Source organism: Marinomonas aquimarina (assembly GCF_900089755.1).
GTDB classification, from domain to species: domain Bacteria; phylum Pseudomonadota; class Gammaproteobacteria; order Pseudomonadales; family Marinomonadaceae; genus Marinomonas; species Marinomonas aquimarina.
The window spans coordinates 107,800-119,585 of sequence record NZ_FLOC01000012.1; the positions used below are offsets into that span (position 1 = coordinate 107,800).

At 50.1% G+C, this 11,786-nt stretch carries 13 protein-coding genes and 1 other RNA gene; 11 read left to right on the plus strand and 3 right to left on the minus strand.

Annotated features, from left to right (window positions below; genetic code table 11):
* The first annotated feature begins 6 nt into the window (after positions 1–6).
* From gspG to MAQ5080_RS11205, 7 genes are read left to right on the plus strand one after another with little or no spacing between them, the layout of a single operon-like run.
* Positions 7–468, plus strand: coding sequence for a type II secretion system major pseudopilin GspG (gene gspG / locus MAQ5080_RS11175; protein WP_067209910.1), 462 nt, complete (start codon positions 7–9; stop codon positions 466–468).
* On the plus strand, positions 458–952 hold the full coding sequence (locus MAQ5080_RS11180; RefSeq protein ID WP_067209907.1) for a prepilin-type N-terminal cleavage/methylation domain-containing protein: 495 nt from the start codon (positions 458–460) through the stop codon (positions 950–952). Before gspG ends, MAQ5080_RS11180 begins: the two co-directional genes overlap by 11 nt.
* Positions 930–1,361 (plus strand): type II secretion system minor pseudopilin GspI, encoded by a 432-nt coding sequence (gene gspI, locus MAQ5080_RS11185; RefSeq protein WP_067209904.1) that lies wholly within the window; start codon positions 930–932, stop codon positions 1,359–1,361. Before MAQ5080_RS11180 ends, gspI begins: the two co-directional genes overlap by 23 nt.
* On the plus strand, positions 1,351–1,995 hold the full coding sequence (gspJ, locus tag MAQ5080_RS11190; protein WP_067209901.1) for a type II secretion system minor pseudopilin GspJ: 645 nt from the start codon (positions 1,351–1,353) through the stop codon (positions 1,993–1,995). The genes gspI and gspJ overlap by 11 nt, the downstream gene beginning before the upstream one ends.
* On the plus strand, positions 1,992–2,975 hold the full coding sequence (gspK, locus tag MAQ5080_RS11195) for a type II secretion system minor pseudopilin GspK (protein ID WP_067209898.1): 984 nt from the start codon (positions 1,992–1,994) through the stop codon (positions 2,973–2,975). Before gspJ ends, gspK begins: the two co-directional genes overlap by 4 nt.
* A gap of 11 nt (positions 2,976–2,986) precedes the next feature.
* Positions 2,987–4,132 carry a type II secretion system protein GspL gene (gene gspL, locus MAQ5080_RS11200; protein WP_067209896.1) on the plus strand — a complete coding sequence of 382 codons (1,146 nt, stop codon included), beginning with the start codon at positions 2,987–2,989 and terminating at the stop codon, positions 4,130–4,132.
* Complete coding sequence (locus MAQ5080_RS11205; RefSeq protein ID WP_067209893.1) at positions 4,132–4,644, plus strand: type II secretion system protein M; 513 nt, start codon at positions 4,132–4,134, stop codon at positions 4,642–4,644. The genes gspL and MAQ5080_RS11205 overlap by 1 nt, the downstream gene beginning before the upstream one ends.
* A gap of 8 nt (positions 4,645–4,652) precedes the next feature.
* On the opposite strand, the gene MAQ5080_RS11210 is transcribed toward MAQ5080_RS11205, so the two are convergent.
* The 3 genes from MAQ5080_RS11210 to MAQ5080_RS11220 all read right to left on the minus strand — a co-directional run bounded on the left by MAQ5080_RS11210 (position 4,653) and on the right by MAQ5080_RS11220 (position 5,819).
* On the minus strand, positions 4,653–5,219 hold the full coding sequence (locus MAQ5080_RS11210) for a 5-formyltetrahydrofolate cyclo-ligase (protein ID WP_067209890.1): 567 nt from the start codon (positions 5,217–5,219) through the stop codon (positions 4,653–4,655).
* 5 nt (positions 5,220–5,224) lie between these two features.
* A non-coding RNA gene (gene ssrS, locus MAQ5080_RS11215) (6S RNA) lies at positions 5,225–5,402 on the minus strand.
* Between the two features lie 123 nt (positions 5,403–5,525).
* The gene (locus tag MAQ5080_RS11220; RefSeq protein ID WP_067209887.1) at positions 5,526–5,819 is read right to left on the minus strand and encodes a cell division protein ZapA; all 294 of its coding nucleotides are present in this window, start codon (positions 5,817–5,819) and stop codon (positions 5,526–5,528) included.
* Between the two features lie 142 nt (positions 5,820–5,961).
* Between MAQ5080_RS11220 and prfB the strand changes: the two genes are divergently transcribed.
* The 4 genes from prfB (at position 5,962) to scpC (ending at position 11,773) form a co-directional block, all read left to right on the plus strand.
* A protein-coding gene (gene prfB, locus MAQ5080_RS11225; RefSeq protein ID WP_156496569.1) for a peptide chain release factor 2 occupies positions 5,962–7,057 on the plus strand; the annotation gives its coding sequence in 2 pieces (ribosomal slippage) (positions 5,962–6,033 and positions 6,035–7,057; 1,095 coding nt in all).
* A 38-nt stretch (positions 7,058–7,095) separates the two neighbouring features.
* The gene (gene lysS, locus MAQ5080_RS11230; protein WP_067209883.1) at positions 7,096–8,598 is read left to right on the plus strand and encodes a lysine--tRNA ligase; all 1,503 of its coding nucleotides are present in this window, start codon (positions 7,096–7,098) and stop codon (positions 8,596–8,598) included.
* A 203-nt stretch (positions 8,599–8,801) separates the two neighbouring features.
* Positions 8,802–9,857 carry a histidinol-phosphate transaminase gene (gene hisC, locus MAQ5080_RS11235; RefSeq protein ID WP_067209879.1) on the plus strand — a complete coding sequence of 352 codons (1,056 nt, stop codon included), beginning with the start codon at positions 8,802–8,804 and terminating at the stop codon, positions 9,855–9,857.
* A gap of 419 nt (positions 9,858–10,276) precedes the next feature.
* Positions 10,277–11,773, plus strand: a complete 1,497-nt coding sequence (gene scpC, locus MAQ5080_RS11240; protein ID WP_067209876.1) for a succinyl-CoA:acetate CoA-transferase ScpC — start codon at positions 10,277–10,279, stop codon at positions 11,771–11,773.
* Positions 11,774–11,786: the final 13 nt, after the last annotated feature.

The window sequence follows — 11,786 nt, forward strand, 5'->3', positions numbered from 1 at the left end:
TTAGCCATGGGACACCTATCTAGACCACACCAACGCTTTGCTGGAAAGTCACAAGCTTCTGGCTTTACTTTGCTTGAATTGATGGTGGTGGCGGCGATTTTAAGTCTGTTGGTGGCGCTGGTGGCCCCCAACTTATTAGGTCGCTCCGATGATGCCAAAGTGGCGGTTGCTAAGACGCAATTGCGCAACATCGTATCGGCGTTGGACCTGTATAAACTGGACAATGGCCACTATCCGTCCACTGCACAAGGCTTACAAGCCTTGGTAACGCGCCCATCTGGTTACCCTGAGGCGCGCAACTGGAAACAAGGGGGCTATTTGCCCGCTTTGCCACAAGATCCATGGCAGTCTGAATATTTGTACATTAGTCCAGGTGCGCAGGGGGAGTACGACTTATTATCGCTTGGCGCCGACGGTCGCGAAGGCGGGGAAGGGGACGCAGCGGACATTTCCAGCCGTGCGCTATAAACCACAAAGAGCACAACACCATGGCTTTAGCTTGCTTGAGCTGTTGCTGGTGCTGAGCATATTAGGGGTCATGGTAAGCCTAGTAGCACCCAATATGAGCGGTTGGGCACAACAAGATAAAGCTAAAACCGAAGCCTTAGCACTGCAACAGGCGTTGCAAACCTTGATTGATCAAAGCTGGTTGGCTGGACGTAATAGCTTTATTGAACTGCGCCAAGGGCAGCTGCGACTGTGGCAGCTACAGGGCCAGCAATGGCAAGAGGCAGGTGTGCTCTATGAACAGCAAGCGGGACTTGAGTATCAACTCAGCACTGTTAGTGAGCAGGTGCGCAATGCGCAAGAGAGTCTGAACCTAGCTGGCAGCATGGCTTGGGTGGCGCTTGCCAATGGCGAGTATGTGCCTTTGCGCTGGCACATCAAAAGTAACCGCCGATCTTACACCTTAAGCGGAGATGGTATTAATGGCCTTCAGATCAAACCCTAAGCAGGGCTTTACCTTGATCGAAGTGCTGGTGGCCTTGGTGGTGCTGGCCGCCATCGGGATCACCTTATTACAAACCAGTGCAACGGGCACCGATCACAGTCGTTATTTACAGCACAAACTGCTGGCCAGTTGGGTGGCCGAGGACCGTGCTACCCTGCTGCGCTTAGCTCAGCGTCAAGGGCTGCCTCTGAACTTTGATGAGCAGCAGGTGGAGCAAGCTGGACAGGGTTTTCTGAGCAAAGTAAGGGTGACGAAAGAAAGCGCACGGCTGCGCCGCGTAGAGATACAAGTTTTCCTGCTTGAACCGAGCCGCAGGGATGAGGAGGGGGCTCCGATTTATCAGCTCACCAGTTACCTACCACAAAGCTTAAACCCGCGTGCCGTGCAAGGTGTTAGCAATGGCTTGTAATCGGCTGCTTGTGTCCTCGCGTCAGCAGCAAGGTTTCACCCTGGTCGAACTCTTAGTGGTGGTGCTGATCATGGCCATCATGGGCGCGGCGGCCTATGACATGCTGGGGACCTCTATGCGCCTTGAATCCCGTACGGCGGAGCATTCACACGCCCTGGAACGCTTAACCAAGGCGGTGTATTGGCTGCAGCAGGATAGCGAGCAATACATTGATCGCCCTATACGCGACGTCCTAGGGGAATCTGAGCCAAGCCTTCTACTGAACAGCGGCGAGCTGAGTTTGACCCATTTAGGCTGGAGCAATCCGTTACAAGAGCGGCGTGCGACACTGCAGCGTGTCCATTATCAGGTAAGCAATGGTGAGCTGCAGCGACTCAGCTGGCGAGTACTGGATCGTGCGCAAGATTCCGCACCGATACGCCAAGTGCTATTGGATTCCGTGCAAGGGCTAGAGTTTGCCATCTTGGCGAATGGAGCTTGGCATGGCCAGTGGCCACTAGCGGCATCATCATTACCTGGTGGGGAATCTAGCGCAGCAGCGCAGGCTCTGCGGGTACGTCTGACAATAGCGCCGTTTGGCACCATTGAGCGTATCTTTGAGTTGCCCAGTACAGGAAAAGAAGGGGCGTTATGAAGACACACCAGCAACGGGGAGTGGTGCTGATCATGGCGTTGATGGTGTTGGCTGTCGTGGCCAGCTTGTCGGTATACACCATACAGCATGTGCAGCGTTCGCTGTCTGTTACCACCTTTAGCAATGATAACGTTGGCCTGCGTCAGCAGTTGCTAGGAGGCGAGGCTTGGGCCAGTGCTTGGTTAGCGGCTCAGCATGGGACAGGCATGTATCATGCTGAGCTCCCTGACCTCGATCGGCCTTGGCATCTGTTGAGGCAGCACTTTGAGCTAGATGGCCCAGCGCGAGTCTTGCAGATTGATGTCATTGAGCGTCAATCCTGCATTAATCTTAACTTGTTGGCCGATCCCACACGTGCGGCCATCACCGAGCAGCGTTTAGACCATTTATCCAACGCTCTGTCGCTTGATTCGGCTTGGATTGCTGTGGTCAAAGATTGGCTTGATCGAGACCAAGCGTTAAGCAGCGCGAGCAGTCATGAAGACGAGTATTATTTGGCGCTTGAACCCGCCTTTCGGACGGCTGATAGCCCACTGGTGAACGCCAGTGAGCTAGGTTTATTAGCCGTGCCAAAGGCCGTGTTTGCACGCTTGGCACCTTATATCTGTTGGTTGCCAGAAGCGGCTCCCATCAATATTAATCAATTGAATGAACCCTTATTAAAGGCGTACTTTCCAGGCTTAAAGGCGTCCGCAAGAGAGGCTTTGTTGGCGCGTTTATCCAGTTCAGGTTTTGACACGGTGGCTGATTTTTTAGCGTGGCCAGAACTGGCTGAGCAAAACTTAGTGGCTGATGAGTGGCATCTTGAAAGTCGCTATGTGGATGTCTATGTGACCTTATCTGGTGCCGCAACCAAGCGCGCTTTACACAGCCGTTTACAACGTTTAAGCGATGGCCGAGTGGTGCCTTTTGCTCGCGCCTTTGGCCCCTTTGACGTACTATCTACAGCATTATTGCCGCGCCACAGCAAGACGATTTAATAGGAAACCTTGTGCAGAGATTGATACTTCAATTACGAGAAGCCTGCTCCAGCGATAACCTGGTGGCAGATTGGTGGTTGTTTGATGATCAGCAGTTGGCCAGTCAAGGCTGTGCCACGTCTGTCACACAGATGACAGAGGCTTGGCATAGCCTTAACGAAGCACACCCTGCGCTTGGCGCTTCTGCTAGCGAAGTGGTTTTATTGGCCCCTGCCCATCGGGTGCATATGCGCCAGTTAAGTATCAGCAAAGTTCAACGTCGCCATTTGCACAAAGTATTGCCCTATTTACTGGAACCATTTGTGGGCCAAAATGTTGATGATATGCATTGCATCAGTGGCCCCGTTACGGACGCTAAAGTCTGGTGCTGTGCCGTGGCTCATGAACATTTACAGGCTTGGCAATGCTGGTTAGCACCTTTTACCGAGACGGATGTGTATTTACTGGCACTACCGAGTGTGTTGCAAGGGAGCTCCACTGATGCTGTTTTTGAACTCCTAGGAGCCGCTTTCCAATATCAGCAAGAGCAATGGTGTTGGTTGCCAGCAACTCTTAGCCCAACGCAAGCCGCCACGGTGCTGGATATCCATAAACTGAATGCCCATTTTGCGCAGTCACAGTCATGGCAGCGCAACAATCTATTGCAAGGGCGCTATCTGAGACTGACAAAACGTACGGCGGCCCAAAGGTCTTGGAAGTGGGCGGCGATACTGTCCATATTGGCTGTCTCAGCCTACAGTCTCAATAGCTATGTGACGACGCAAGCGCTTAATCAACAAGCCGGCAACGTCGAAGACGCAGCTAACCAAGCGTTTCTCCAGCTCGTGCCAGAAGAGGGCCGAGTGGTTAATCTCCCCCGGCAAATGCAAGCCCGCCTGCAGCAGAGAGAGGTTAATAGCCCCGATCAGGACTCATCAGCCTACCAAGTGCTGGCCATGCTTGGCGCGCTAGCACCTGTGCCCGTCGAAGGGATGGGGTTACAAAGTTTGTCTTGGCAGTCGCCAGGCTATCGCTTTGAGTGGCGTGCTCAGTCTCGGTCTGACTTGGAGCGTATTCAGCAAACACTGCAGGCGCAAGGTGCACAAATAGAGTTGCAGCAGACTGTCAGACAAGATCAAGCTTACCTCGGTGTGTTCCAAGCTCAGGAGGAGTGGTGATGAAAGGCTGGTTGATGCATCAATATGAGCAAAGTCATGGCTTACAAAAAAGCTGGCATTGGTATCGAGCGCGTACTGGGCGTGAACAACTCTTATTACGCTGTGCTGGGATATTGCTGCTGGCACTCAGCTGTTATTGGCTGCTACTGTCTCCTTTGCTTGTCGCCCAAAGTGAGGCTGAATTACGTTTGACGCAAGCGCAGCAACAGTATCAGACGCTACAAATGCAGGCCCAGCAACTGATGGGCGTGGGACAGGGAGAGCGGTTTGAAGATCGTGATAACGACGCCTTACGTCGTATTTTGGCGCAAACCGCTGCTAAGGCACAGTTCAGTGCTGACCGTGTGATGTTAGATGGCGATAGTCGGTTGCAGATTTGGGCGGCAGATGTGCCGTTTGTCAGGGTGGCTAGCTGGTTAAATGGCCTTGCACAAGAGCGTGTGGCAATTCATCAGCTGCAGCTGGAAAGGGTTAGCGAAGGTCAGGTAGACCTTCGCATTACGTTAGACTGAGCGCTGTCTTAGCACTTGATGTGGCGGCTTGGCGTTAGCATGCCACTAAGTGGTACGTCCCAAGACTCAATGGGGAGTTGCTCGACTTCTTGGCAATCGTGCGCCAAACCGATCAGACGCGTGCGCTCGGCTTTGTTTTCAAAGGTGCGATCGTAAAAGCCGCCGCCCATGCCGAGTCGTCCACCTTGAGCATCGAATCCAACCAGCGGCATCAACACCATATCCATTTCAGAGCCTGCCAGCGGTGCAGGGTCAACGGGCTCAAGGATATTGAAGCTGTTCTTCTGCCATTCACAGTCTTGCGTATAGCGTGCAAAGGCGAGGGATTGGCCGACCAATACCGGTAAAAAGACATTGATGTCATGGTCCCAGCACCACTGACAAATGTCGCTTGGAGAGATTTCGCCATCGTTGGTGAGGTATAGGGCTAGATTTGCCTGTGGTTCGAGCGATGAGGCCAGTGCCGTTTGGAACTGCTCTAATACTTGCAAGGAGGCAGTATGTTGCTCAGCTTCGGTAAGTTGTTTACGTTTTGCGCGCAAGTTTTGGCGCAAGGTTTGGCGATCTAAAGACATAAAAAGTGTTTCCCAAGTTGCCGTTTCGACTATTGGCCTTGAACCCAGTGGTTCAAGGTGGAAATAACTGAGACTCTTTAGGCTTTCCGGCGCACGGACATGCTCACCGAATCTGCAGTATCTTTCCGGGGGTTTGCTCATAGGCTCAAGGGCGTTAAGTCGCTTCGAACAACCCAGGAAACACCGCCAGTATAGGGCAGAAGACGTGAAAAATCACCCTTGAAATCTTGGGGAGAGATGCGCTACTTGAAGAATTTTCGTGAATAAAACTCTTGCTAAACGCCAAGAAACCTATCTAAAAAACTATTAGCCCGCTTTACTTTGTTGGCCTAGGGCCGAGTCTAGTTGAGAAGTCAGCTCGCGTAGCTGCTGTTCGTTCGAACGTGCGTAGCTGCGGCTTGATAACAAATCGTGGGTGATGTTTAAAGCGGTAATAATGGCAATTTTTTCAAGTCCGACCGCTTTGCCGCTTGCGCGAAGCTCACGCATTTGGCTATTAAGATATTCTGCGGCTTCTTTTAATTCTGCCTCATGACCTTTCGGGCAGTTGATATTGAAAGACTTGCCCAGAATGTCGACAGCAACAGTTGGCTTTTCCATAGTATCTCCGACAGCTAGATAAGCGTTATATAAGGTGAATTTCCATTATTTTCGTAACGAATAACATTTTATGCCGCAGGTAAATTCGTTACAATTGCGGATTCGATAAATCCACTTAAATTTATAGCAAATTGACGCAAAAATGGAAATTAATCCGATCATTTCGAAGATAAAAGACCTTTCCGAACGAACTCAAGTGCTTCGGGGGTATCTTTGACTACGAGTCAAAGAACGAACGACTAGAAGAAGTTAACCGCGAATTAGAAGATCCGAATGTCTGGAACGACCCTAACTATGCTCAGAAATTGGGGCGTGAGCGTTCGGCTTTGGAAGCGGTGGTAGCCACCATTGATAACATGGAATCTGGTGTCGAAGACGCCCAGGTTCTGCTCGATATGGCGGTAGAAGAAAACGATGAAGACTCAGTAGAAGCGGTACAGTTGGAGCTGGAAGAGCTCGAGAAACAACTGGGTGAGCTGGAGTTCCGTCGTATGTTCTCGGGTGAAATGGACCCTAACTGCGCTTTCTTGGACATTCAGTCTGGCTCCGGTGGTACCGAAGCACAGGACTGGGCCAACATTCTGTTGCGTATGTACCTACGCTGGGGCGAGGACAAAGGCTTTAAAGTGGAACTGGTTGAGGTGTCTGCCGGGGAAGTGGCTGGGATCAAGTCAGCAACGGTTCGCTTTGAAGGTGAATACGCATACGGTTGGCTGCGTACTGAAACGGGCGTACACCGTCTTGTTCGTAAATCTCCGTTTGATTCGGGTAACCGACGTCATACGTCGTTTGCGTCAGTATTTGTCTCCCCTGAAATCGATGACAACGTCGACATTGATATCAACCCTGCGGATTTACGTACCGATACTTACCGTTCATCTGGTGCCGGTGGTCAGCACGTTAACACCACCGATTCCGCGGTCCGTATTACCCACGTGCCATCGGGCATTGTGGTGCAATGTCAAAGCCAGCGATCACAGCACGCCAACCGTGACTTTGCGATGAAACAATTACGTGCCAAGTTGTACGAAATGGAAATGCAGAAGCGTACGGAAGCCGCTCAGGCGCTAGAAGATACGAAGTCTGATATCGGTTGGGGAAGTCAAATCCGTTCTTACGTATTGGATGCTTCTCGTATTAAGGATCTGCGTACCGGAGTGGAGAGTTCCAACACCGGCGCGGTACTTGATGGCAACCTAGACCAATTTATTGTGGCGAGCCTTAAACAAGGCCTTTAATGCACTAAAACCTTTTGACAAGAGTAATTTACAAAATCATGTCTAACGAAACTCAAAACGAGACCAGCGTAACTTCTGAAGATAACCGTTTAGTTGCAGAGCGCCGCGCTAAGTTGGCTGCCATTCGTGAGCAGGGTAATGCGTTTCCGAATACGTTCCGTCGCGATGCCTACGCAGCGGATCTACAAGAGCAATTTGGCGAGCTAGAAAAAGCTGAGCTAGAAGAAAAGAACCATGTAGTAAGCATTGCTGGTCGTATCGTGCGTAACCGCGGTGCTTTCATGTTGCTACAAGACATGACAGGTCAGATCCAAGCCTACGTTAACCGTAAAGCGTTGGACCCAGAAGTGCTTAAAGACATTAAAACTTGGGACCTAGGTGACATCATTGGTGTGACAGGCCCAGTACATAAGTCTGGTAAAGGTGACCTTTACGTGGACATGCAGTCAGTGGAGCTGTTGACCAAATCTCTGCGTCCTCTACCAGACAAGCACCACGGTTTGGCAGACATGGAAATGCGTTACCGTCAGCGTTACGTTGATCTGATCGTTAACCAAGAGTCACGTAAAACGTTTGAAGTGCGTTCAAAAATCATTTCTACGATCCGTCGTTTTCTTGAAGATCGCCGCTTTATGGAAGTGGAAACACCCATGCTACAAACCATTCCTGGTGGGGCATCGGCGCGTCCTTTCGTGACGCACCACAATGCCATGGACATGGAAATGTTCCTACGTATCGCACCAGAGCTTTACTTGAAGCGTCTAGTGGTAGGTGGTTTTGAGCGCGTGTTCGAGATCAACCGTAACTTCCGTAACGAAGGTGTGTCGACACGTCACAACCCAGAATTCACCATGATTGAATTCTACCAAGCGTACGCGGACTACAAAGATCTAATGGATCTAACCGAAGAAATGCTACGTACCGTCTCTGAGCAGGTAATGGGTAGCACTAAAGTGCCTTACCAAGGCGAAGAATTCGACTTCGGTGCGCCATTTGTGCGTATGACCATGTTGGAAGCGATCCTGCATTACAACCCTGAGCTGACGGAAGCGGATCTAGCGACCGTTGAAAGTGCGACGGCGATTGCGAAGAAGCTACACATCGACGTTCAGCCAATCTGGGGTCTAGGTAAGCTTTGGACGGAGATCTTTGAAGAAACAGCGGAAAGCAAGCTGATTCAACCGACCTTCATCACTGAATACCCAGCAGAAGTATCACCGCTAGCACGTCGTAACGATCATAATGAATTCATCACTGACCGTTTTGAGTTCTTTATCGGTGGTCGTGAAATCGCCAACGGCTTCTCGGAGTTGAACGACTCGGAAGACCAAGCGGAACGTTTCCGTCGTCAGGTAGAAGAGAAAGACGCGGGCGATGATGAAGCGATGCACTACGATGCAGACTACATCAATGCCCTAGAATACGGCCTACCTCCGACCGCTGGTCAAGGTATCGGTATCGACCGTCTAGTGATGTTGTTTACGGATGCCGCGTCGATCCGTGATGTATTGCTATTCCCTCATATGCGTCCACAAGACTAATTGGGGCATTATCGCGAAGCACACGTTTGATATTGTATAAGGCCTCTTTATGAGGCCTTATTTGCCTTTGCTTGATATAAAAACAGAAGCCGCTCAAGGGGTTAGAGCCCTGAGCTGATGCAAGTTATGTTTATCCAATGTCGGCTTTACTAGGGCTCTGACCCCTTTAAACAGTAACAGCCTTTAGCAACAGAGAGAGTAATATGAGCCGTTTTTGGACCGATAAAATCGCTTCTCTTGACCCATATGTGCCAGGGGAACAACCACAAGATAAGCAGTACATTAAGCTTAATACTAACGAAAGCCCGTACAGCCCATCACCAAAGGCTCTGGCAGCCATGCAAGAGCAAGTCAGCGACAAGCTGCGCCTTTACCCAGATCCAAACTGTCAGGTATTGAAAAGTGCGTTGGCAAAAACATACGGTGTTGAAGCCAATCAGGTGTTTGTCGGGAACGGCTCTGACGAAGTGTTGGCGTTAGCCTTTATGGGCTATTTTGCCGGCGACAAGCCATTGGCGTTTGCTGACATTACCTACAGTTTCTACAAGGTGTACGCCAACCTATACGGTATCGAGCCTAAGATTATTCCGATAACGGATAGCTTTGATATTGATCCGGCAGACTACCAAGGCCTAGATGTGTCAGGTGTTGTAGTCACTAATCCGAATGCGCCAACGGGGAAAGCTTTGCCACTTTCAGATATTGAGAAAGTCTTACAAGCAAACCCTGATGTGGTGGTTTTGGTGGATGAGGCTTATGTAGACTTTGGTGCTCAAAGTGCTGTGTCCTTAGTGAATCAGTACCCGAACTTGATGGTGGTACAGACGTTCTCGAAATCCCGCGCACTGGCGGGGATTCGTGTCGGTTACGCCATTGCACAGCCGGAGTTAATCGATGGCCTTGAGCGTTTGAAAAACTCGTTCAACTCATACCCAATTGACCGCATTGCGCTAGCAGGGGCAACGGCGGCGGTAGAAGACGCTGAGTACCTACAAGAAATCTGTGACAAGACCATCGCTACGCGCGAGTGGACCGTTGCAGAGCTTGAGAAACTTGGTTTCGAAGTCTTGCCATCGGCCACTAATTTTGTGTTTGTCACGCACCCAGAAAAAGAAGCGGAAGCCTTGTATCTGAGCCTTAAAGAGCAGGGGATCTTGGTGCGCTACTTTGGTAAGAAACCACGTATTGGGGATTACCTGCGCATTACCATCGGTACGGATGCGGAAATGGCCGCCTTGATCGATGCGCTAACCGCTTAGCGTTTGAGTGCGATGTGAAAAAGGCTAGAGCTGACGGGCTCTGGCCTTTTTTATTGGTTGTGACCCGTGCTAAATAAGGAAACTTGGTCCTATAAATTTGCATTCTATTGGTGGCTGGGAAATAAGCACGCAAGATATATTTTGGGGTTATTTCTGGCCTGCATTATAGCCCATCATATAGTATTTTAATGTTGTCTAATTGCTTGATTTAAAGCGTTTTTTTAATGCTTGTCGACGTTTTTTGAATGTCATACTTTAGTCCAAATTACGCCTAATTCTAAAGCGCTTATACTGCTTTGACTTGGGTCTTGATCACCAGTCTCTCTTCTTTCTCGAATGCTTATCAGTCAGCGGAAATCCCTGCAAAGAGGGGAGTTGGTTCTTAGATACCATCAATAATAAAGAATAAAGGTTTTGGGATGCAGTTAGAGAGAATCAGAAACAGCAGCTTGCACGAGAAAGTGATGTCAGCTGCACAAGCCAGCGAATTTATCAAAGATGGTATGACCGTCGGCATGAGTGGTTTTACCCGGGCTGGTGAAGCCAAGGCGGTACCGAAAGCGTTAGCAGAGCGTTGTAAGCAACAACCGATTAAAATCAACCTAATGACAGGGGCTTCATTAGGCAATGATCTGGATAAGATTTTAACGGAGTCAGGCAGTTTAGCGCGCCGTATGCCGTTTCAGGTGGACACCACGTTACGTAAAGCCATTAATAATGGCGAGGTTATGTTTATTGACCAGCATTTATCAGAGATGGTGGAGCAATTACGTAATCATCAATTAGCACGTCCAGATGTGGCCATTATTGAAGCCATAGCGATCACCGAGGAAGGGCATATTGTACCAACGACCTCGGTGGGGAACTCGGCCAGCTTTGCCGTGTTCGCCGAAAAAGTGATTGTTGAAATCAATACTCTGCATAGCGATAAATTAGAAGGCCTGCACGATATCTACATTCCGTCTTATCGGCCAACCCGTACGCCCCTGCCACTGGTTCAAGTGGATGACCGTATTGGCAGTACGGCAATTCCGATTCCGGCGGAAAAGATTGCAGGGATCGTCTTCACCAGCACACCGGATTCCTATTCAACGGTATCGGACCCTGATGCTGAAACAGCATCCATCGCCCGTCATCTGGTGAACTTTTTAAAAGACGAAATGGCGCAAGGGCGTTTGCCCAATAACCTGGGCCCACTGCAAGCGGGCATCGGTAATATTGCCAATGCGGTGATGATGGGCTTGTTGGATTCCGATTTTGACGATCTGACCATGTACTCTGAAGTGTTGCAAGACTCGACCTTTGATTTGATCGATGCTGGCAAATTGCGCTTTGCCTCGGGCTGCTCTGTGATCTTGTCTGAGCGCATGAATGCCAAGGTATTTGACCACATTGAAGACTATAAGGATAAGTTGGTGCTGCGGCCGCAGGAAATGTCGAATCATCCTGAAATTGTGCGTCGCTTAGGCATCATTGCCATCAATACGGCACTGGAGTTTGACCTGTACGGTAATGTGAACTCCACCCACGTATGCGGTACCAAGATGATGAATGGTATCGGTGGTTCGGGGGATTTTGCCCGAAATGCTAATATGTCGATCTTTGTGACCAAATCGATCGCCAAAGACGGAGCCATTTCCAGTGTGGTACCTATGGTCAGTCATGTGGATCATACTGAGCACGATGTAGACATTCTGGTGACTGATCAAGGGTTAGCAGATCTGCGTGGTCTCGCGCCCCGTGAGCGTGCTGTACGCGTGATCCAAAACTGTGTTCATCCTGATTACCGCAATCAGCTAATGGATTACTTTGAGCGTGCTTGCGCCCGTGGTGGCCATACCCCGCATTTGATCGAAGAAGCCTATCGCTGGCATGTCAATTTGCAAACGCATGGCACGATGAAATTGGCCAACTAAGCACGATGCCTGC

Bases quoted from the DNA above. Each gene is read 5' to 3' on its own strand.
- MAQ5080_RS11220 (WP_067209887.1), bottom strand. From the start codon at position 5,819: ATGGAAAAGCCAACTGTTGCTGTCGACATTCTGGGCAAGTCTTTCAAT.
- MAQ5080_RS11205 (WP_067209893.1), top strand. From the start codon at position 4,132: ATGAAAGGCTGGTTGATGCATCAATATGAGCAAAGTCATGGCTTACAA.
- gspK (WP_067209898.1), top strand. From the start codon at position 1,992: ATGAAGACACACCAGCAACGGGGAGTGGTGCTGATCATGGCGTTGATG.
- scpC (WP_067209876.1), top strand. From the start codon at position 10,277: ATGCAGTTAGAGAGAATCAGAAACAGCAGCTTGCACGAGAAAGTGATG.
- hisC (WP_067209879.1), top strand. From the start codon at position 8,802: ATGAGCCGTTTTTGGACCGATAAAATCGCTTCTCTTGACCCATATGTG.
- gspI (WP_067209904.1), top strand. From the start codon at position 930: ATGGCCTTCAGATCAAACCCTAAGCAGGGCTTTACCTTGATCGAAGTG.
- gspJ (WP_067209901.1), top strand. From the start codon at position 1,351: ATGGCTTGTAATCGGCTGCTTGTGTCCTCGCGTCAGCAGCAAGGTTTC.
- MAQ5080_RS11210 (WP_067209890.1), bottom strand. From the start codon at position 5,219: ATGTCTTTAGATCGCCAAACCTTGCGCCAAAACTTGCGCGCAAAACGT.
- gspG (WP_067209910.1), top strand. From the start codon at position 7: ATGGGACACCTATCTAGACCACACCAACGCTTTGCTGGAAAGTCACAA.
- lysS (WP_067209883.1), top strand. From the start codon at position 7,096: ATGTCTAACGAAACTCAAAACGAGACCAGCGTAACTTCTGAAGATAAC.